This is a genomic window from Acinetobacter sp. Ver3, assembly GCF_000632455.1.
Taxonomy (GTDB): domain Bacteria; phylum Pseudomonadota; class Gammaproteobacteria; order Pseudomonadales; family Moraxellaceae; genus Acinetobacter.
The window spans coordinates 29,789-49,117 of sequence record NZ_JFYL01000018.1; the positions used below are offsets into that span (position 1 = coordinate 29,789).

The window sequence follows — 19,329 nt, forward strand, 5'->3', positions numbered from 1 at the left end:
TTAAATGCATTATTTTAATCTATTTTAATTATTATTATCTTTTTTTTATTTAAAATAAATACTTTACAGTCATAAATATTTTTAATATAAAAAATATAATAAAAACAGTTATTTATAATTTATATTTTTAATAAAATTAAATCCAACTAAAATGGTTATATTAAAAAATAAAATAGACTAAAATACTTGGTATTAATATTTTAATTCCAACTAAAATAATAGGATTATTGTTTTAAAGTTTATTAAATTGGTTGGTTTTAAATCTGATTAAAATGGTTGGTTATAAGGATTTTATTAATTTTTATATAATCGTTGAGTTGGTTGGATTTAAATTTAATGGGCGTCACAAAATACCTTGAATGAACTATTTTCCAATCAAATGCATATAATTGAAGTGGGGTGTTAATAGCTCATTAATGCTGATCAACATTGAAAAGTTGATTTGTTTTGGCAATTTTTTTAGCAATAAAATGAGATCTTTTTGCACGGATCAGGAGGATTTGAGATTGAAATTCAAGTTCCCCAAACTCTGGTTCAACTTGTACATAATGTAATTGACCGAATTCATCGCGAACGCGTGCTTGAGCAGAGAAACCAGGACGTGCATTACCACTGGAAACAGTTGCTAGTCGACCAAGCAAATTTGAGTGCTCTGATTTGTACTTGGGTTTGATCACTTGATCCAAACAATGAATCATAAATACCGTAAAGAAGATTGCGATAATTAAAGCGGGTAATAAAACATAGTACCAAGCTAGAAAGGTTTTCTGGCTTGCAAATACAATGAGCTGAAGAAAATATCCAGCAAAACTAAAATTGATCAGAAAAAAAACAAGAATGAGAACTTTGGAAAATTTAACTTGAAGCAAAGGAAGGCGAATAAGCCAATAAGGTGTTAATTTTTTTATAAATTGACTGGGTCTTAATCCCACAAAATAGCCTAAGGTTTCAGCCATGCTGAGCATTAGCAATGCAAACACGCACATATGAAATGGCATTAAATCAATTTCCATTAAAAATGCCAGCATGTCCTTCACCTCATGACTTAAGATTCTAAGTAAATTCCACCATCAGAATGAACTTTAATCTCGACTTTTTCTAAAGATTCACCTTGGCATGGGCCTGAAATGCACACACCAGTTTCTACATCAAATAAAGCACCATGAGTAGAGCATTCAATGAACTCTTGATCACGATCTAAGAATTGATTTTCAAGAAACTCGAGTTCAACTTGCAAATGTGGGCATACATTTTGATACGCATAGAAGCAACCATCTCGTTGCGTAATGAAAATGTTGTCACCATTTTCAGTTTCAAAAGATCGAGATTCTCTTTCAGGAATGTCTTCAGTCATGCAAATTTTATTCATTTTATGCGACTTCTATTTGAAATTCTTTAAGAAGTTTAGCGTAATCAGCTACGTCTAAACGTGGACCAAATTGAGCAACCACTTGGCTTGAGATTAAAATAGCCAATTCAGTCGCTGTTTGTAAATCTTTACCAGCATTTAATGCATATAAAAATGCACCAGAGAAAGCATCACCAGCACCGTTCGTGTCTAAAGCAACAACTTTACGTCCTTTCACTCGGAACTCAGTTGATTCCGTTGCTACAAGAGCGCCGTCTGCTCCAAGCGTAATAATGACGGTAGAGCTTAATTTTTGAAGTGCAGCAAGAGCATGCTGTAAGTCTTCAGTTTGTGTATACATCAATGCTTCTTGTTCATTACAGAATAGAACATCTACACCATCATCTAATAATTCGTCCAAGCCTGTACGCGCGTACTGCACCATAGCAGGATCAGAGAGCGTTAACGCAATTTTAACATTATTTGCTTTCGCAATTGCACGCGCTTGCTTCACGGCAGCTCGTGCCGTATCACTCGTAGAAAGGTAACCCTCTATATATAACCATTGAGCGGTTTTTAGCGCTTCAAAATCAATTTGTTCATTACTGAGTTCAGCAGTAATACCTAAGAAGGTATGCATGGTACGTTCTGAATCAGGACTGACCAAAACCATGCAAGTCCCAGTTACGCCTTCACTGATCGAACGTTCAGAGGTTTGTATTCCTGCATCATTTAGACCTTTTAAGTACAACGCTCCAAGATCATCATTGCCGACACGGCATCCATAAAATGCTTGACCACCTAAGGCACTAAAAGCCACTGTTGAGTTAGCTGCAGATCCCCCAGAAGCTTGACCTTTATATTCTTGAGAATTTTTTAAGTTTTGAAATAAACGGGCTTGAGTTTCCCCATCTGTAAGCTGCATAGTACCTTTTTGCAAATTTTGCTCTAAAAGAAATTCATCAGATACTTTGAATTCTTGGTCAATGAGGGCATTGCCAATCGCAAAAAGGTCAACTTTAGCCATGTCTAAATTCACATCACGAAAAAAGAAAACGATTTTACACCAATGCGATTGAATTCAGTAGCGTATAGCTTGATTTTCAAGCTTTAACCCAGATTTAATCGAAATGGATCGTTTAATTCAGATATAGTTTTATTGATTTAGTTTTAATCTGACTATTTTACTCGGAAAATAGTTGGAGTTTGTTGTATAAATGATGAATTGTATTGAACTATCAGTATAATGATCTTTGTTAAAATTTATGTAAATTAAGGAGCACACATGACCGTAGATGTTACTGAAACCATTCAAAACACCGTTCATCCCGCGTTTCAGTTGGTACGTCAACATCATGTAGCCGCACTCGATATATTAGTTTCAGAATACCGTCATAAAGAAACTGACGCTGTGCATTTTCATCTAGCAACTGAACATGATGAAAATGTTTTTTTAGTTGCTTTCCGTACACAACCGATGGATTCAAAAGGCGAAGCACACATTCTTGAGCATACTGCATTATGTGGTTCTGAAAAATTTCCTGTACGTGATCCATTCTTTTTGATGATCCGTCGTTCTCTAAATACGTTTATGAACGCATTTACAGCTGCCGATTGGACAGCTTATCCATTTGCGACACAGAATAAAAAAGATTTCCAAAACTTACTTTCCGTCTATTTGGATGCAGCATTTGCAGCCAATTTAAACCCTTTGGATTTCGCTCAAGAAGGTATCCGAATTGAGTTGGAGAATGGTGAGCCTGTTTACAAGGGTGTGGTTTTTAATGAAATGAAAGGTGCAATGAGTTCACCTTCAGATCAGTTATATCACCAACTTGCTCATCATTTATTCCCTAAAACGACTTACCACTATAATTCAGGTGGTGATCCGAAGGATATTCCTGATTTGACTTACGAAGAGTTAGTCAGTTTCTATAAGTCACATTATCATCCAAGTAATGCTATTTTCATGACTTTTGGTAATCAATCTGCCTATGAGTTACAAGAGCAGTTTGAAACTTTAGCGTTATCTAAGTTTAAGAAAGGTCAAACCTTATATTCGACACCAGAACAGCGTTTAGAAGCGCCTATTGAGGTGACAGAGACTTACGCGGTAGATGCTGAAGATTTGAAAGATAAAACCTACCATGTACTGGCATGGTTACTTCCTGAATCTAGTGATATTCAACTTCGTTTAGGCTTACGTTTGGCTGAAGGGATCTTATTGGAAGATTCTGCTTCACCATTACGTCACTATTTAGAAACGTGTGGTTATGCTCAATCTACAGGACCAATTTTAGGTCTTGATGATTCTAACTATGAAATGACTTTCTACTGCGGTATTCAAGGTTCAAATCCTGAACATGCAGAAACATTCAAAAACGGTGTGTTGAATGTGCTGAACGAGGTTGCCTCGAAGCCTGTAGATCAGTCATTGGTTGATGCGATTTTGCATCAAATTGAATTACACCAACGAGAAATTGGTGGAGATGGCACGCCTTATGGTCTAAGCCTCATCCTCAATGGTTTAAGCAGTGCAATTCATCATAATGATCCAATACATGTTTGGGATGTAGATTCGACTATTGAGCAAGTGAAAGAGCAGTTGAAAGACCCAATGTGGTTGCCTAATCTGATCAAGACCCACTTAATTGATAATCCGCATCGTGTACAGATGACGCTTGTACCAGATGCGAATAAGTCGAAATTAGAGGCTGAAGCAGAAAAACAGCGTTTAGCTGATATAGGCGCACGCTTAACAGATGCTGAAAAAGCGGAAATTGTACGCCAAACTGAGGCATTAAATGAAAGACAGGCGACTCCTGATAACTTAGATTTATTGCCGAAAGTTGGTCTAGAAGATATACCCGCTGAGCTTCCAGTCGTTCAAGGTCAATTGCGAGAAATCATTTCTAATAACTTAGATACACCACTGAACTTATACCATGCTGGTACTAATGGAATTTATTATCAACAAGTGATTATTCAAATTCCTGATCAAGTCGTGAAATCACCATATTTTAACTTGCTCTCAGTGCTCATGGGGGAAGTCGGTGCAGGTGAATATCATTATTTAGAATTACAGCAATTACAAACAGCGGTAAGTGGTGGCCTTGGGATGGGGGCATCTCTACGTAGCAAAGTTGATGATAAAGGTAAAATTAGCGCATTTTTAACGCTGACAACAAAATCGCTTGCCCACAAACTAGATACGATTCAATTGTTAAAATTGGCATTTGAAAAACTACGTTTTGATGAAAAGGATCGTATTATTGAACTCTTACAACAACGTAAGACGCGTTGGGCATCCCGTTTGTCTGGTTCTGGACATAGCTATGCCATGCAGATCGCTTCTCGTAATATGAGTGCATTGGCATTACGTGATTATAATAATACTGGCTTAGGTGCGCTTAATTGGTTGAGCGAGCTTGTTCAAAGCATCGAAACAGATGAGCAAGCTTATGCGCACCTCATTGAAGAGCTGCAAAATATTCACCGTTTGTTGTTACTCGCGCCTAAACAGTTCCTACTGGTCTGTGAAGAGCAGCAGTCTGAACGTTTAATTGAAGAAATTCAACATGTTTGGGATAAACTTGAAGTGAATCGTGAACCAGTGCGTCTTGCTGAAGTTAATTTTGAACAAACACAAAATGACGAAGCATGGCTGATTCAATCCAATGTCCAATTCTGTGCTTCTGCTTATTCAGCAGTTGAAGTTTCTCATCCGGACGCAGCACCGTTAATGGTGCTTGCGGGTTATCTACGAAATGGTTTCCTACACAGTGCAATCCGTGAAAAAGGAGGCGCTTATGGTGGTGGTGCAAGCTATGATGGCAATGCTTGTGCATTTAGATTCTATAGTTATCGTGATCCACGTTTAGCAGAAACTTTCCAAGATTTTGAAGCAAGTATTGATTGGTTATTGAATACTGAACAAAAACCACACCAACTTGAAGAAGCGATTCTTGGTCTTGTATCGAGCATGGATAAGCCAGGTTCTCCAGCAGGTGAAGCAATTACTGCATGTTATGCACTATTGCATGGACGTACGCCTCAATTCAGAAAAACTTTACGAGAGCGTTTGCTCAATGTAACGTTAGATGATCTAAAACGTGTAGCAGAAACGTATTTAGTGAACCAAAAACCAACGAAGGCTGTTGTAGCACCAATGGCTAAAAAAGAGCAACTTGCAGAACTTGGATTTGCAATAAAACAAGTGAATTAAAATTAAAAATGGGGCTTAGTCAATGCGAAATAGAATAAAACGTTCACCAATATGGTTGGGTGTGTCGTCGTTTATGTGTTTGCCTATACAGACTGTTTGGGCAACAGATGTGGTACCAGCGAATCCAGCGTCACCACAAGCGTGCGTTGCACTTGATTCAAATGCAGAGCGTTTAGCCTGTTATGATGCATTGTTCAAAGCCCCTGAACTTGAGCAACCTGCGTATGTTTCTGAGCGTCAGGCCGCGCGTGAAATACCAGCACCGCAGGTTGAACCTCAGGATTTAAAGTCTAAAATTGAGCAAAAAGTTGAAAACTTGTTTTCGGTGGAAGGTCCTGTAATTACACCAAATTCATCGTTGCTTGATAAACGATGGGAATTGGCTGAAGACAGTAAATTAGGTACTTGGAATATCCGTGCACATCAACCTGTGTATTTGCTTCCTGCATTTTGGACGTCTGATAAGAACGAATTTCCGACAAGTTTAAATCCAGACAATTCTGTTAAAGAAGATCAAAATTTAAAGTCTTTAGAGTCTAAGTTTCAAATTTCACTGAAAACCAAAGCTGTTGAAAACTTAATCGGGAATAATGGCGATATTTGGTTGGGTTATACCCAGTCATCTCGTTGGCAGGTTTACAACTCTGAAGAATCACGACCATTTCGTGAAACGAATTATGAACCTGAAGCAAGTATTGTGTTTAGAACCAACTATGAATTTTTAGGTTTAAATGGTCGCTTACTCGGTTTAACGCTGAATCATCAATCAAATGGACGTTCGGATCCTTTATCACGTAGTTGGAACCGTGTGATGCTGAACTTAGGATTTGAGCGTGATAATTTCGCTATGATGATTCGACCTTGGTATCGAATCGAAGAAGATTTCAATGATGATAACAATCCTGACATTAAAAACTATATTGGTCGTGGTGATTTAACGACTTTTTACCGTTGGAATGATCATGATTTTAGTTTGATGTTAAGACATTCACTTAAGGGTGGGGATGATTCTCGAGGAGCTGTTCAATTTGATTGGGCATTCCCAATCAGTGGGAAACTTAGAGGTCATTTTCAATTATTCGATGGGTATGGTGAGAGTTTGATTGATTATAATCATCGTGCTACCTATGCGGGTATTGGCGTCTCTTTAATGAATGCTTTCTAAATAAAAAAACCACGCTTAGGCGTGGTTTTTTTAGCGATCTTAATTCGATTGAATTAGGGGAACACCAGTCACTTTCTGTATCTCATCAAAGGTGACGTCATGAGCCAGTTCTATCAGTTTTACCCCTTGAGGCGTGATATCCAAGACCCCTAGATCTGTGATCACGCGATGAACGACTGCTTTACCTGTAAGAGGCAGTGAACATTCCGGAACAATTTTTGGGGTGCCATCTTTGGCACAATGTTCCATCAGCACGACGACTTTTTGTACGCCAGCCACCAAATCCATTGCTCCACCCATACCTTTGACTTTTTTCCCTGGAATCATCCAATTCGCAAGATCACCTTGCTCAGAGACTTCCATAGCGCCAAGTATAGCTATATTCACATGCCCACCACGGATCATGGCAAATGAATCTGCACTGGAAAAGAATGCAGCGCCTGCTCGCGCCGTAACAGTTTGCTTACCCGCATTAATCAGGTCAGCATCTACGGTTTCTTTTGTTGGAAATTCACCAATTCCCAGCAAACCATTTTCAGATTGGAGCCAAACATTGATGTTTTCAGGAATGTAGTTCGCAACCAATGTTGGCAATCCAATCCCTAAATTGACATAAAATCCATCTTCGAGTTCCAAGGCAGCTCGTTGTGCCATTTCATTACGCGTCCATGCCATAACTTATGCCTCCGCCTTTAAGGTCATTTGTTCGATTCTTTTTTCTGGTGTGGTGTTAAGAACGATACGATTTACATAAATACCGGGTAAATGTATTGAATCGGGATCGAGCTCACCGATCTCTACAATTTCCTCAACTTCAGCGACTGTAATTTTCCCAGCCATCGCACAAACGGGATTAAAATTTTGAGCTGTTTTCCTAAAGATTAGGTTACCTGCCTTATCTGCTTTATACGCTTTGACCAAAGCGACATCTGCAGTTAAAGAGGGTTCTAAAATATATTCTTTACCATTGAACTCACGTACTTCTTTACCTTCTGCAATCAACGTACCTACGCCTGTTTGGGTGAAAAATGCAGGAATCCCAGCTCCACCAGCACGGAGTTTTTCAGCCAAAGTGCCTTGAGGGGTTAGCTCGACTTCAAGTTCACCATTTAAGTATTGTCGCTCAAATTCTTTATTTTCTCCGACATAGGACGAGATCATTTTTTTAATTTGTTTTGTTTCGAGTAATAATCCCAAACCAAAACCATCTATACCCGCATTGTTTGAAATACAAGTCAGCTCTTTAGCTCCTGTTTGTTTCAGGGCAGCAATCAAAGCCTCAGGAATACCGCATAAGCCAAAACCGCCAACAGCTAAGGTTTGACCATCTTGAATAATATCGTTCAGTGCACTTTCAGCACTTTCATACACTTTGTTCGTCATTGAACACCTCATTGTATTTTTATTTTGTTCATCATGAATCAGCTTCTGATCTTCATCTTTTCATAATGCTGATACGTACTAAGCACATTTTTTTTGCCAATACGCATTGGCATAGTTAGATGGATTATTTCGTTGCAAAACTTGACTAATGTTACGACTCGCAAGCATCAGGGCATCTAGGTCAATGCCAGTCTCATAGCCCATATTGGACAAGAGATAAAATAAGTCTTCAGTGGATACATTACCCGAAGCACCTTTGGCATAAGGACAACCGCCAAGTCCTGCAATCGATGAGTCAAATATGCGGATGCCTTGTGTCAGTGATTGATAGATATTGGCAATTGCCATGCCGTAGGTATTGTGAAAATGGCCTGCTAAAAGTTGTGGTTCAATTCGTTCCAAACATGCATTCCAAACTTTGGAAACACGATCAGGTGTAGCTGTGCCGATGGTTTCACCCAAGGATACTTCGTAGCAACCTAGATCAATTAACTTTGCACTGACTTCAGCAACCTTAGATGGATCAATTGGACCTTCATAAGGGCAGTCGACGATACATGAAACGTATCCGCGTACTTTAATATCATGTTGTTGAGCAAGTTGTAATACATCAGCAAACTTCTCAAAGCTTTCCTCAATTGAACAATTTATATTCTTTTGAGTGAAGCTTTCAGAAGCAGCGGTGAAAACCGCAACTTCTTTACAACCTACAGCTAAAGCTGACTCAAAACCCTTAAGGTTTGGTGTCAGTAAGCTGAACTGGATATCTTCATCATGTGGTAGGCTGGCATAGAGTTGATCACTTTCTGCCATTTGAGGTACCCACTTTGCAGATACACAAGAACCGACTTCGATATTCTTCAAACCAGTTTTCATCAAATCAAGAATAAGATTGCGTCTGTCTTCGAATGTTAAGGGTGTTTTTTCATTCTGAAGACCGTCACGAGGTCCAACTTCAACGATTTTCACAAAATTATCGTGATTTGGTGTGGTTTGATTGGTTGTTTTCATCATGCCGCATTCTCCTCAGCAGCTTGAAACTCAACCAGCTCATCACCAGCTTTCACTTGATCACCTTGTTGGAAATAAGCTGCGACTACGACACCATCAAATGGTGCACGTATAGCGTATTCCATTTTCATTGCTTCTAACGTTAATAACACTTCATCTTTTTTTACACGTTGATTTGCTGAAACAAATACTTGTGTCACTGCACCCGGCATTGGCGCTTTTAGATTTGAGTCAGATGAGGATTGATCATCTGTATTAAAATTAGCTTTGATGAGTTCAAATTTAAAAGTCTGCCCATTTTTAAAGAGGGTGACCGCATCATTGGTTTTTTTGAAACTGATTTTCTCTTGACCAAAAGAGGTATAGATTGCTATGAGACTTTCATTGAGCAACTGACCTGAGATAGCGTAGCTTTGGCCATCAAGCTGTGCTTCGAACCCTTGCGAAGTTGAGATAAATTCAACTTGATACGTTTGTCCGAGATGTTCAAGTTTTATCGGTGTACGAGCATCAACATTATTTCTCCAAAGGGGTTTTGCTTTCCAAACTGGATGGCTTGTACGCTTGGATTCATTTAACTGAGAATGCAGTTCAATAAATGCTGCTGTGACAATTGTTTCAGCCGAAGAAGGAGTAGTGGTTTTAAATAGGAACTCATCTTCACGCTGAATTAAATTAGTATCTAGATTGGCATTTTTGAAAGAGTCACATGCCACTAAGCGATCTAAAAATGCAATATTGTTGCCTAAGCCTTCGACATGAAAGTGGCTCAAAGCATGATGCATTTGGACGAGAGCTGCTTCACGGTTTTCTCCCCATACGATGAGTTTAGCAATCATTGGATCATAGAACGTTGTGATCTCATCACCTTGCACAATGCCACTATCAACACGGACACATTCATTTTGAGTCGGATAATGCAGATAATTAATTTTTCCAATTGCTGGAAGAAATCCTTTCTCTGGCTCTTCTGCATAAACACGAGCTTCAAGTGCATGACCATGAATTTTTAATTCTGACTGTTGTTTTGGCAAAGGTTCACCATAAGCAACACGTAATTGCCATTCAACCAAATCTTGTCCTGTGATCATTTCCGTCACAGGGTGTTCAACTTGAAGGCGAGTGTTCATTTCCATGAAGTAAGCTGTACCATCTTGCTCAACAATGAACTCAACCGTTCCAGCACCGACATAGTCTACTGCTCGGGCAGCATTAATCGCAGCATCACGCATCGCTTCGAGTTTAACTTCAGCCATTTTAGGGGCTGGGGCTTCTTCTAGGACTTTTTGGTGACGGCGCTGCACAGAGCAATCTCGTTCAAAGAGGTGAACATAATTGCCATGTTTGTCACCAAAAACTTGCACTTCAATATGACGAGGATTGACAACATAACGTTCAATTAGAACGTCATCATTGCCAAAGCTTGATTTCGCTTCACTTTTGCATGAGTTCAGTGCAGAAAGAAAGTCTTCAGCATGCTCCACTAAGCGCATGCCTTTACCACCACCACCTGCACTGGCTTTAATCAGCACAGGATAGCCAATCTGATCAGCTTGTTGTTTAAGAAAATTCGCGTCTTGATTGCTGCCATGATACCCAGGTGTGAGTGGTACACCTGCTTTTTCCATCAATGCTTTAGACGTTGCCTTTAAACCCATGGCTAAGATGGCAGCCACTGGAGGCCCTATAAAAGTAATGTTGTTTTTTTCACAGGCTTCAGCAAATTGATCATTTTCAGATAAGAAACCATAACCTGGATGGATGGCTTCCGCTCCAGTTTTTAGTGCAGCTTGAATAATACGATCTGCTTGTAAATAACTTTGTGCAGCAGGGGATTCACCAATATAAATGGCTTCATCTGCTAATTTAACATGCTGCGCTTGGGCATCTGCATCTGAGTAGACTGCAACCGTTGCGATACCTAATTTTTGTGCACTACGAATCACACGACATGCAATTTCGCCACGGTTTGCAATGAGAATTTTTTTAAACATATTGAATTCCTTTTTATTGTTCTGCCGTTGCTTGAATCCATGCTGGGCTTTGTTTATTTAAAAAAGCAGTTAAGCCATTTTTGGCTTCATCACCTTGACGTACGTGCGCAATGTGTTGGGCGGTTTGAATCAGTAAATCTTCTGTGACTTCTTGATGATCAACTAAACGAATCAAAGACTTTGATGCAGCTTGAGCTTCAGGGCCACCAAGCAAAATTGCATCAATGATTTGCGATACGGTGGCATCCAACTGTTCTGGCTGACAAACTTCATGGACGAGACCAATATGCTTTGCTTGCTCTGCAGAAATACGTTCTGCGGTGAGAAAATATCGAGATGCTTGACGAGCACCGATCGCACGGATCACGTACGGACTAATCGTTGAAGGTGCTAAACCTAATCTCACTTCTGAAGTGGCAAACTTAGCATCAGTGGAAGCCACACAAATATCGCATGCTGAAGCAAGCCCCATGCCGCCGCCAAATGCAATACCATGGACACGTGCGATAGTCGGTTGTTTCAGCGAGGCTAAACTTTGTAACATTTTGGCAAGTTTCAAAGCATCTTCTTCATTTTCCACTTTTGATGCTTGACCTGCTTGTTTCATCCAATTGAGGTCCGCACCTGCTGAAAAGCTTTTACCACGACCTGCCAAAACGACAACACGAACGTCATCATCAGCATTTAATGTTGTGAAACAGTGATTCAGCTCTTCTATCACTTGTGTATTGAATGCATTGTGTAATTCAGCACGATTAATCCAAACGTTCGCAACTTGGCGTTCAATTTCAAGCTGTAAAAATTCATAACTCATGTCATTTTCTCCTTACATGCGGAACACGCCGAACTGAGTTGGTTCAATTGGCGCATTCAATGCAGCAGCCAAACTCAGTCCTAAGACATGACGTGATTCTGCTGGATCAATCACACCGTCATCCCATAAACGTGCAGATGCATAATAAGGGTGTCCTTGCTTTTCAAATTGATCACGATAAGGTTGTTTGAATTGATCTTCTTCTTCAGCTGACCAAGTTTCACCACGTTGCTCAATTTGATCACGCTTAATCGTGGAGAGGACACTAGCAGCTTGTTCACCGCCCATCACGGAAATACGTGAATTCGGCCAAGTCCATAAGAAGCGAGGAGAATATGCTCGACCGCACATTCCATAGTTGCCTGCACCAAAAGAACCACCGACCACCAAGGTGATTTTAGGAACATTTGCGGTCGCTACTGCCATGACCAATTTGGCTCCATTTTTTGCAATACCTTCATTTTCATATTGGCGACCGACCATGAAACCGGTGATGTTTTGGATAAAGAGCAGTGGAATATTGCGTTGCGTACACAGTTCAATGAAATGCGCACCTTTCTGAGCAGACTCTGAAAATAAAATTCCGTTATTGGCAATGATTCCGACCTTCATGCCGTAGATAGATGCAAAACCTGTAATTAAGGTTGTACCAAAACGAGCTTTAAATTCATCAAGTCTTGAACCATCCACGATACGTGCAATCACTTCACGGATGTCAAAGGGTTTGCGTGAGTCACTCGGAATGACACCATAGAGTTCTTCAGCACTATAAAGTGGTTCTTCAATTTCTGTCTTAAATGCTTTCGGTTCGATATTTAGGTTTTGAACAATATTGTGTGCAATTTGAATTGCATGTTCATCACTTTCTGCAAGATGATCTGCGACACCAGATAAACGGGTATGAACATCGCCACCACCAAGGTCTTCAGCAGTCACCACTTCACCTGTTGCAGCTTTTACCAAAGGTGGACCACCGAGGAAAATCGTACCTTGATTGCGGACAATAATTGTTTCATCGGACATGGCAGGGACATATGCGCCACCCGCAGTACAACTCCCCATAACCACGGCTATTTGTGCAATACCTTTACTCGACATGCGTGCTTGGTTGTAAAAAATTCGTCCAAAATGATCGCGATCAGGGAATACTTCATCCTGCATTGGCAGAAATGCACCGCCTGAGTCGACCATATAAATACAAGGAAGATGATTTTGTTCAGCAATTTCTTGCGCACGTAAATGTTTTTTTACAGTTAAAGGATAATATGTCCCCCCTTTAACTGTTGCATCATTGGCAACGATCATGCAAGTCACACCATGCACTTGACCAATACCTGCAACCACACCTGCGGCTGGTACATCATCAGCATAAACTTGATAAGCAGCGAGTTGACCAATTTCAAGAAAGGCAGTTCCTGCATCAATGAGTTGATCAATGCGCTCACGCGGTAATAATTTGCCACGTGCTAAATGTTTCTGACGTGCTTTTTCTCCACCGCCTAAGGCAATGTTGTGAGCTTGTTTTTTTAAGTCTGCGACCAATTCAAGCATTGCAGCTTGATTGATTTTAAACTCTTCACTACGTGGATTGATTTTGCTTTTAATTTCGTTCATCAATGACTTCCTTGTATTAACTTGAATTATTTGGTTTCGTTGAATAACTCACGACCAATTAACATGCGTCGAATTTCAGAAGTTCCTGCACCGATTTCATAGAGTTTGGCATCACGCCACAATCGACCTGTGCTGTAATCATTGATATAACCATTGCCCCCAAGGGTTTGAATTGCTTCACCAGCCATCCAGGTTGCTTTTTCAGCTGAGTAGAGAATGGCACTTGCTGCATCTTTACGTAAACCACGATCATGATCAGCTTTATCACATGCTGCACCCACGGCATAAACCAAAGCCTTGCTCGCCAACCATGTAGAATACATATCCGCAATTTTGCCTTGCATGAGTTGGAATTCACCTAAACATTGACCGAATTGCTTACGTTCATGAATGTATGGGATGACCACATCTAAACATGCATCCATAATGCCTAGTGGTCCACCACTCAGCACAGCGCGTTCGTAATCCAATCCACTCATGAGCACTTTTGTACCGTTACCCACACCACCCATCACGTTTTCTTTAGGCACTTTGACATTGTCAAAGAACAGGGGATAAGTATTTGAACCACGCATTCCGAGTTTGTCTAAGTGACTCCCATGACTAAAGCCTTTCATGCCTTTTTCAATAATGAAAGCAGTCATGCCTTTGGCACCAGCATTGATGTCAGTTTTGGCGTATACCACCAGCACGTCAGCATCTCCACCATTGGTAATCCACATTTTTGAGCCATTAAGTACAAAGTGATCACCATGATCTTCAGCACGTAATTTCATACTAACGACATCTGAACCCGCATTCGGTTCAGACATTGCCAAAGCACCGACATATTCGCCAGAAATTAATTTAGGAAGATATTTTTGTTTTTGTTCTTCGCTACCATTTCGATTAATTTGATTCACACAAAGATTTGAATGTGCCCCGTATGAAAGTCCAATGGAAGCAGATGCTCGTGAAATTTCCTGCATGACAATGATATGAGCCAAATAACCCAGATTGACACCACCGTATTCTTCACTCACGGTAAGTCCAAGTAACCCCATATCACCAAATTTTTTCCATAAGTGAGCTGGAAATAAGTTGTCTTGATCAACTTGTTGAGCAATAGGTGCGATTTCCTTTGCACAGAATGCAGCTACAGAATCACGTAAAGCGATTAGTGTTTCGTCTAGTCCAAAGTCGATACTCTGTAAATTCATTTTCATTCATCCTAAAATTTAATTTTTATTTCCAGTGAAGCATTTTGTCCTTGCTTGAGAAATACAATACAGTTATTTTTTAAAAAAGTGAATATAGATTCAGAAAATGATTTATAATTCATTTTAGTTGATTGGGTGAACAATTATGAGTTATAAAAGATCCACTTTGATGCAAGAGCGTATGGAGCAAAATCGTCAATCGATATTGCAATCCGCGCGCGAACTTATTGCGGGTGGTGGTTTTAAAGATGCACAAGTGCAAGCGATTGCAGATAAATCTGGTGTCTCGAGTGGTTTGGTCTATCGCTATTTTGAGAACAAAAATCAGATTTTGATTGAAGTGCTTTCACAGGCCATCAAAGGTGAGGTTGATATTCTGAATCAGATTGCAAAAACTGATTGGACTTCGACTGAGAAGTTGACAAAGGCCGTCACTGCTTTCGTAAAACGTGCTCTGAATAGCCCTCAACTTGCATATTCACTCATGTTTGAGCCCGTAGACCCAACGATTGAGCATGAACGTTTTAGAAGTAAGCAACTGATAAAACAATCTATAAAGGAGATTCTTGCCGAAGGAAAGGTCAGTGGCGAGTTCGAATTTGAAGATTTAAATACAGCTGCATTATGCGTGGTTGGTGCGATGACATTTGTTGTGATTGAACCCCTAAATCCATCGCGTAATGTGATGTTTGACGACGGTTATAAAGGTTATTTCGTTAAGCAAATTGCAGACTTTTGTGTCAATGCAGTTAAGTCGAAGGAGGAAAATTAATTTAATTCACACAAAAGGATGTCATGTTTAAACGAGTAATCGCGTAATTAATAACGAAATATTGGATTGATATAAGAAAATAGAATCAAGGAGTATGATTCAATGACGCAATTACGACTCAGTTATGCCTATGGCACCAGTGAGCAACCCTTATTGGGTATGACCATAGGCCATAAATTTGATCAAGCATGCCTACAATATGCCGATCAGGATGCTGTGGTCAGTGTGCATCAAAATGTACGTTTGACCTATCAGCAGTTACAAGAGAAAGTAAATGCTTTTGCATGTAGTTTATTAAAAATCGGTTTAGAAAAGGGAGATCGTCTAGCGATTTGGTCCCCTAATTGTATGGAATGGACGATCGCACAATTTGCAGCCTTCAAGGCTGGAATTATTTTGGTCAACTTAAATCCTGCGTATAAAAGCTACGAGCTAGAATACGTACTCAATCGAGTGTCATGCAAAGGATTGATCATTGCATCGACCTTTAAGACGACCAATTATCAAGAAATTTTGACGCAAATTGCACCAGAAATTTTGCATACGACCAATGGCGTTTTAAATGCTGAAAAATTGCCGCATTTAAAGTATTTGATCAAAATAGATGATCAACAACATACTGGGTTTTATCGCTTTAGTGATTTATTGGTTGAACCGACTTCAGAGCAGTTAGATCAACTTAATGAGATAGCATCTGGTCTTCAATTCGATGAAACCATCAATATCCAGTTTACCTCAGGAACGACAGGTAGCCCCAAAGGGACCATGCTGACACACAATAATATTCTTAATAACGGGTATTTTGTGGGAGAGGCAATCAAACTGACTTCTCAAGATCGAGTTTGTATTTCTGTACCGTTATTTCATTGCTTTGGTATGGTGATGGGTAATCTCGCGTGTATTACACATGGATCAACCATGATCTATCCATCAGCTGTATTTAATCCTCTTGATAGTCTTAAAGCGATTGAACAGGAGAAATGTACCGCGGCTTATGGTGTGCCTACCATGTTTATTGCCATGCTTGATCATGAGCAATTTGACGAATTTGATTTGACCACATTACGTACAGGCATCATGGCTGGCAGCCCATGTCCAAAAGAAATCATGAAACGCGTCATTGAGCGTATGCATATGCGAGATATCACGATTTGTTATGGCATGACTGAAACAGCGCCAGTAAGCGCACAAAGTTCGATCACAGATTCGCTAGAACAACGAGTGAGCACTGTTGGTCGAGTTCATCCACATATCGAAATTAAAATAGTCGATGAACACGGTAAAGTAGTGCCTCGTGGCAAACTCGGTGAGTTGTGTGTACGAGGATACTCAGTCATGCTGGGCTATTGGGATGAAGAAGAAAAAACCCGAGAAGTTGTAGATGTCGCAAAATGGATGCATACCGGTGATATCGCTGAAATGGATGATGAAGGATTTATCAAAATCAAAGGTCGCATTAAAGATGTCGTGATTCGTGGGGGGGAGAATTTATTCCCTAAAGAGATTGAAGACTTCTTATATAAACATCCTGCTGTTAGCGATGTCCAAGTGATTGGACTTCCTGACCCGAAATATGGCGAAGAATTATGTGCTTGTATTATTTTGCATGAAGGACATGAATGTTCTGAACAAGTGATCAAAGATTACTGCAAAGCCAATATCTCACATAATAAAGTGCCACGATATGTACATTTCCTTAAAGAGTTCCCAATGACTGCTTCTGGTAAGGCTCAGAAGTTTAAACTCCAAGAATATATGCGTGAGCAACTCAATATTTTTGATGAGAGTGCTTAATCGTCATTGAGTGATATTTTTAACTTCAAGCTAGAAAAACAACAAAGCCGAACTTAGTTCACTAAGTTCGGCTTAATTTTAAAAAATAGTAGAAGAGCGATATGGCAAAGAATTTTGATCACCCAAAAATCGTAGAAAACTATGATGAACATATCAGGCAGCTCATACCAGGATATGAACTGATGCATCTACATATATTAGCGCTGCTTGAAACTCATCTCAAAGAAGAGGCTAAAATTGCCATTGTCGGGTGCGGAACTGGATTTGAACTGAATTATTTATTAGATTATTTTCCAAAGGCGGAGTTTGTTGTGTTTGATCCATCGGCAGCGATGCTTGAAAAAACAAATCAGATCGTTCAGTTTAAGCAGCAAATGCACCGAGTCACAATTCTGCAAGGTGACACGACTGTGCTACAGAAATATCCTGAAAATTTTGATGCAGTATTGAGTATTTTGGTTTTTCATTTTGTTTCACATGCATGCAAAAAGAGTTTTTTAGATGATATTTACCATGCTTTGAAACACGAGGGCATGGTTATGAGTTTCGATCTGATGCAATTTGAAGAACCAAATGATCAGTTAGTATTAAAAAATTTGGTGACAAAAATAGGATTAAGTGAAAAACAAAGTCAGATCATGTTGGAAAGAATACATGATGACTTTAATTTAATGACGGTGAAAGAGATGAAAAATCTATACCTTCAGGCTGGTTATCAAAATTTAAGAACTTTTTGTCAAATGTCTAATTTTTATGGATTAAAAGCAGTAAAGTGATAATTTCATATTTAGAATAACCTATTCATTTTATCTTATATGAAAATCCTACAAATGGTTATATATCTAAAATGAAAAAGGATTATGATAAAAGTATTGTTTTATGAATATAAGGATTGTTCATGACCACAGAGACTCAATTTCCACAAACTTCTAATCGTGGAATCGCGGTATACAGTAATAACGCTGAAGCGATTGGTAATACACCGCTTATTCGCATTAATCGTGTGATACAGGGTGGGGCTACAGTTCTTGCTAAAGTGGAAGCACGTAACCCAGCATTTTCAGTAAAATGCCGTGTTGGTGCAGCTTTGATTGCAGATGCAGAACAACGTGGTGTGCTTAAAGCAGGAATGCATATTGTTGAACCTACGAGTGGTAATACCGGAATTGCGCTAGCTTTTGTTGCTGCTGCTAAAGGTTATGACATCACACTGACCATGCCTGCAAGTATGAGTATCGAGCGCCGTAAAGTACTCAAAGCATTGGGTGCTCATTTAGTATTAACCGATCCTGCTAAAGGGATGAATGGTGCTGTTCAAGAAGCAGAACGTTTAGTTGCTGAGAACCCAGAGCTTTATTATTTACCTCAGCAATTTGAAAACCCAGCAAATCCTGCCATTCATGAAACTACAACTGGACCTGAAATTTTTGAAGCAACGGGTGGTAAGGTTGATATTTTAGTGGCTGGTGTAGGTACGGGAGGTACGATCTCTGGTATTTCGCGTTATTTTGAGAAAGTTAAAAATCAAGCCCTTTACTCAGTTGCAGTTGAACCAGCAGACTCACCAATTATTGGACAAGCGAAGCGTGGCGAAACACTGACTCCGGGACCACATAAAATCCAAGGCATTGGTGCAAACTTTATTCCTAAGAACCTAGATTTAGATTTGGTGGATGAAGTTATCGCGATTGAAAATCAAACTGCAATTGATTTTGCTCGTCAATCTGCAATCAAAGAAGGGATTTTTGTGGGGATTTCAAGTGGTGCAGCATTAGCGGCCGCTCATGAACTTGCTCAACGTCCTGAAAATGCCGGTAAAACCATAGTGGTGATTTTACCTGATGCTGGAGAGCGCTATTTATCTTCAGTTTTATTTGAAGATATCTCAGCAGATTAAGAAGAAAATCAAAGCATTCTAAAAAAAACGGTCTTCATGGCCGTTTTTTTTTTGTGATTTATTCGATTAAAACAATTTTTAACTCTTCTTAAGTTACCAATCATTTTAAATTT

At 39.6% G+C, this 19,329-nt stretch carries 16 protein-coding genes; 6 read left to right on the plus strand and 10 right to left on the minus strand.

Annotated features, from left to right (window positions below):
* Window positions 1–413: 413 nt before the first annotated feature.
* The 3 genes from CL42_RS07040 to CL42_RS07050 are packed head-to-tail and all read right to left on the minus strand — an operon-like array spanning window position 414 to window position 2,375.
* Window positions 414–1,028, minus strand: coding sequence for an OB-fold-containig protein (locus CL42_RS07040; RefSeq protein WP_035266601.1), 615 nt, complete (start codon window positions 1,026–1,028; stop codon window positions 414–416).
* A 17-nt stretch (window positions 1,029–1,045) separates the two neighbouring features.
* Window positions 1,046–1,354 carry a Rieske (2Fe-2S) protein gene (locus CL42_RS07045; RefSeq protein WP_171076765.1) on the minus strand — a complete coding sequence of 103 codons (309 nt, stop codon included), beginning with the start codon at window positions 1,352–1,354 and terminating at the stop codon, window positions 1,046–1,048.
* A 16-nt stretch (window positions 1,355–1,370) separates the two neighbouring features.
* Window positions 1,371–2,375, minus strand: a complete 1,005-nt coding sequence (locus CL42_RS07050) for an adenosine kinase (protein ID WP_035266605.1) — start codon at window positions 2,373–2,375, stop codon at window positions 1,371–1,373.
* 258 nt (window positions 2,376–2,633) lie between these two features.
* Between CL42_RS07050 and CL42_RS07055 the strand changes: the two genes are divergently transcribed.
* Together CL42_RS07055 and CL42_RS07060 are read left to right on the plus strand one after the other, a co-directional pair.
* Window positions 2,634–5,573: an insulinase family protein gene (locus CL42_RS07055; RefSeq protein WP_035266607.1), complete on the plus strand. Its 2,940-nt coding sequence runs from the start codon at window positions 2,634–2,636 to the stop codon at window positions 5,571–5,573.
* 73 nt (window positions 5,574–5,646) lie between these two features.
* Window positions 5,647–6,738, plus strand: a complete 1,092-nt coding sequence (locus CL42_RS07060; protein WP_051586555.1) for a phospholipase A — start codon at window positions 5,647–5,649, stop codon at window positions 6,736–6,738.
* Between the two features lie 39 nt (window positions 6,739–6,777).
* On the opposite strand, the gene CL42_RS07065 is transcribed toward CL42_RS07060, so the two are convergent.
* The 7 genes from CL42_RS07065 to CL42_RS07095 form a co-directional block, all read right to left on the minus strand.
* Window positions 6,778–7,413, minus strand: coding sequence for a CoA transferase subunit B (locus CL42_RS07065; RefSeq protein ID WP_035266610.1), 636 nt, complete (start codon window positions 7,411–7,413; stop codon window positions 6,778–6,780).
* 3 nt (window positions 7,414–7,416) lie between these two features.
* Window positions 7,417–8,121, minus strand: a complete 705-nt coding sequence (locus tag CL42_RS07070; protein ID WP_035266613.1) for a CoA transferase subunit A — start codon at window positions 8,119–8,121, stop codon at window positions 7,417–7,419.
* Between the two features lie 78 nt (window positions 8,122–8,199).
* Window positions 8,200–9,132 (minus strand): hydroxymethylglutaryl-CoA lyase, encoded by a 933-nt coding sequence (locus tag CL42_RS07075; protein ID WP_051586556.1) that lies wholly within the window; start codon window positions 9,130–9,132, stop codon window positions 8,200–8,202.
* Window positions 9,132–11,126 (minus strand): acetyl/propionyl/methylcrotonyl-CoA carboxylase subunit alpha, encoded by a 1,995-nt coding sequence (locus tag CL42_RS07080; RefSeq protein WP_035266616.1) that lies wholly within the window; start codon window positions 11,124–11,126, stop codon window positions 9,132–9,134. Before CL42_RS07080 ends, CL42_RS07075 begins: the two co-directional genes overlap by 1 nt.
* A 13-nt stretch (window positions 11,127–11,139) precedes the next feature.
* Window positions 11,140–11,940: an enoyl-CoA hydratase/isomerase family protein gene (locus CL42_RS07085; RefSeq protein WP_035266617.1), complete on the minus strand. Its 801-nt coding sequence runs from the start codon at window positions 11,938–11,940 to the stop codon at window positions 11,140–11,142.
* Window positions 11,941–11,952: 12 nt separating this feature from the next.
* The gene (locus CL42_RS07090) at window positions 11,953–13,554 is read right to left on the minus strand and encodes a carboxyl transferase domain-containing protein (protein ID WP_035266619.1); all 1,602 of its coding nucleotides are present in this window, start codon (window positions 13,552–13,554) and stop codon (window positions 11,953–11,955) included.
* A gap of 26 nt (window positions 13,555–13,580) precedes the next feature.
* Window positions 13,581–14,753 (minus strand): isovaleryl-CoA dehydrogenase, encoded by a 1,173-nt coding sequence (locus tag CL42_RS07095; protein WP_035266622.1) that lies wholly within the window; start codon window positions 14,751–14,753, stop codon window positions 13,581–13,583.
* Window positions 14,754–14,898: 145 nt separating this feature from the next.
* On the opposite strand from CL42_RS07095, the gene CL42_RS07100 reads away from it, so the two are divergent.
* The 4 genes from CL42_RS07100 (at window position 14,899) to cysK (ending at window position 19,216) form a co-directional block, all read left to right on the plus strand.
* Window positions 14,899–15,525 carry a TetR/AcrR family transcriptional regulator gene (locus tag CL42_RS07100; protein ID WP_035266624.1) on the plus strand — a complete coding sequence of 209 codons (627 nt, stop codon included), beginning with the start codon at window positions 14,899–14,901 and terminating at the stop codon, window positions 15,523–15,525.
* A gap of 102 nt (window positions 15,526–15,627) precedes the next feature.
* Entirely contained in the window at window positions 15,628–17,319 is a 1,692-nt protein-coding gene (locus tag CL42_RS07105; protein WP_035266626.1) for an AMP-binding protein, read from the plus strand.
* 101 nt (window positions 17,320–17,420) lie between these two features.
* Window positions 17,421–18,095, plus strand: a complete 675-nt coding sequence (locus CL42_RS07110; RefSeq protein ID WP_035266627.1) for a class I SAM-dependent methyltransferase — start codon at window positions 17,421–17,423, stop codon at window positions 18,093–18,095.
* A 122-nt stretch (window positions 18,096–18,217) separates the two neighbouring features.
* Window positions 18,218–19,216 (plus strand): cysteine synthase A, encoded by a 999-nt coding sequence (gene cysK / locus CL42_RS07115; protein ID WP_035266629.1) that lies wholly within the window; start codon window positions 18,218–18,220, stop codon window positions 19,214–19,216.
* Window positions 19,217–19,329 lie beyond the last annotated feature (113 nt).

What these genes read in the sequence shown, in the direction of transcription:
- CL42_RS07040 (WP_035266601.1), bottom strand. Translation starts at nt 1,028, where the DNA reads ATGCTGGCATTTTTAATGGAAATTGATTTAATGCCATTTCATATGTGC.
- CL42_RS07045 (WP_171076765.1), bottom strand. Translation starts at nt 1,354, where the DNA reads ATGACTGAAGACATTCCTGAAAGAGAATCTCGATCTTTTGAAACTGAA.
- CL42_RS07050 (WP_035266605.1), bottom strand. Translation starts at nt 2,375, where the DNA reads ATGGCTAAAGTTGACCTTTTTGCGATTGGCAATGCCCTCATTGACCAA.
- CL42_RS07055 (WP_035266607.1), top strand. Translation starts at nt 2,634, where the DNA reads ATGACCGTAGATGTTACTGAAACCATTCAAAACACCGTTCATCCCGCG.
- CL42_RS07060 (WP_051586555.1), top strand. Translation starts at nt 5,647, where the DNA reads ATGTGTTTGCCTATACAGACTGTTTGGGCAACAGATGTGGTACCAGCG.
- CL42_RS07065 (WP_035266610.1), bottom strand. Translation starts at nt 7,413, where the DNA reads ATGGCATGGACGCGTAATGAAATGGCACAACGAGCTGCCTTGGAACTC.
- CL42_RS07070 (WP_035266613.1), bottom strand. Translation starts at nt 8,121, where the DNA reads ATGACGAACAAAGTGTATGAAAGTGCTGAAAGTGCACTGAACGATATT.
- CL42_RS07075 (WP_051586556.1), bottom strand. Translation starts at nt 9,132, where the DNA reads ATGAAAACAACCAATCAAACCACACCAAATCACGATAATTTTGTGAAA.
- CL42_RS07080 (WP_035266616.1), bottom strand. Translation starts at nt 11,126, where the DNA reads ATGTTTAAAAAAATTCTCATTGCAAACCGTGGCGAAATTGCATGTCGT.
- CL42_RS07085 (WP_035266617.1), bottom strand. Translation starts at nt 11,940, where the DNA reads ATGAGTTATGAATTTTTACAGCTTGAAATTGAACGCCAAGTTGCGAAC.
- CL42_RS07090 (WP_035266619.1), bottom strand. Translation starts at nt 13,554, where the DNA reads ATGAACGAAATTAAAAGCAAAATCAATCCACGTAGTGAAGAGTTTAAA.
- CL42_RS07095 (WP_035266622.1), bottom strand. Translation starts at nt 14,753, where the DNA reads ATGAATTTACAGAGTATCGACTTTGGACTAGACGAAACACTAATCGCT.
- CL42_RS07100 (WP_035266624.1), top strand. Translation starts at nt 14,899, where the DNA reads ATGAGTTATAAAAGATCCACTTTGATGCAAGAGCGTATGGAGCAAAAT.
- CL42_RS07105 (WP_035266626.1), top strand. Translation starts at nt 15,628, where the DNA reads ATGACGCAATTACGACTCAGTTATGCCTATGGCACCAGTGAGCAACCC.
- CL42_RS07110 (WP_035266627.1), top strand. Translation starts at nt 17,421, where the DNA reads ATGGCAAAGAATTTTGATCACCCAAAAATCGTAGAAAACTATGATGAA.
- cysK (WP_035266629.1), top strand. Translation starts at nt 18,218, where the DNA reads ATGACCACAGAGACTCAATTTCCACAAACTTCTAATCGTGGAATCGCG.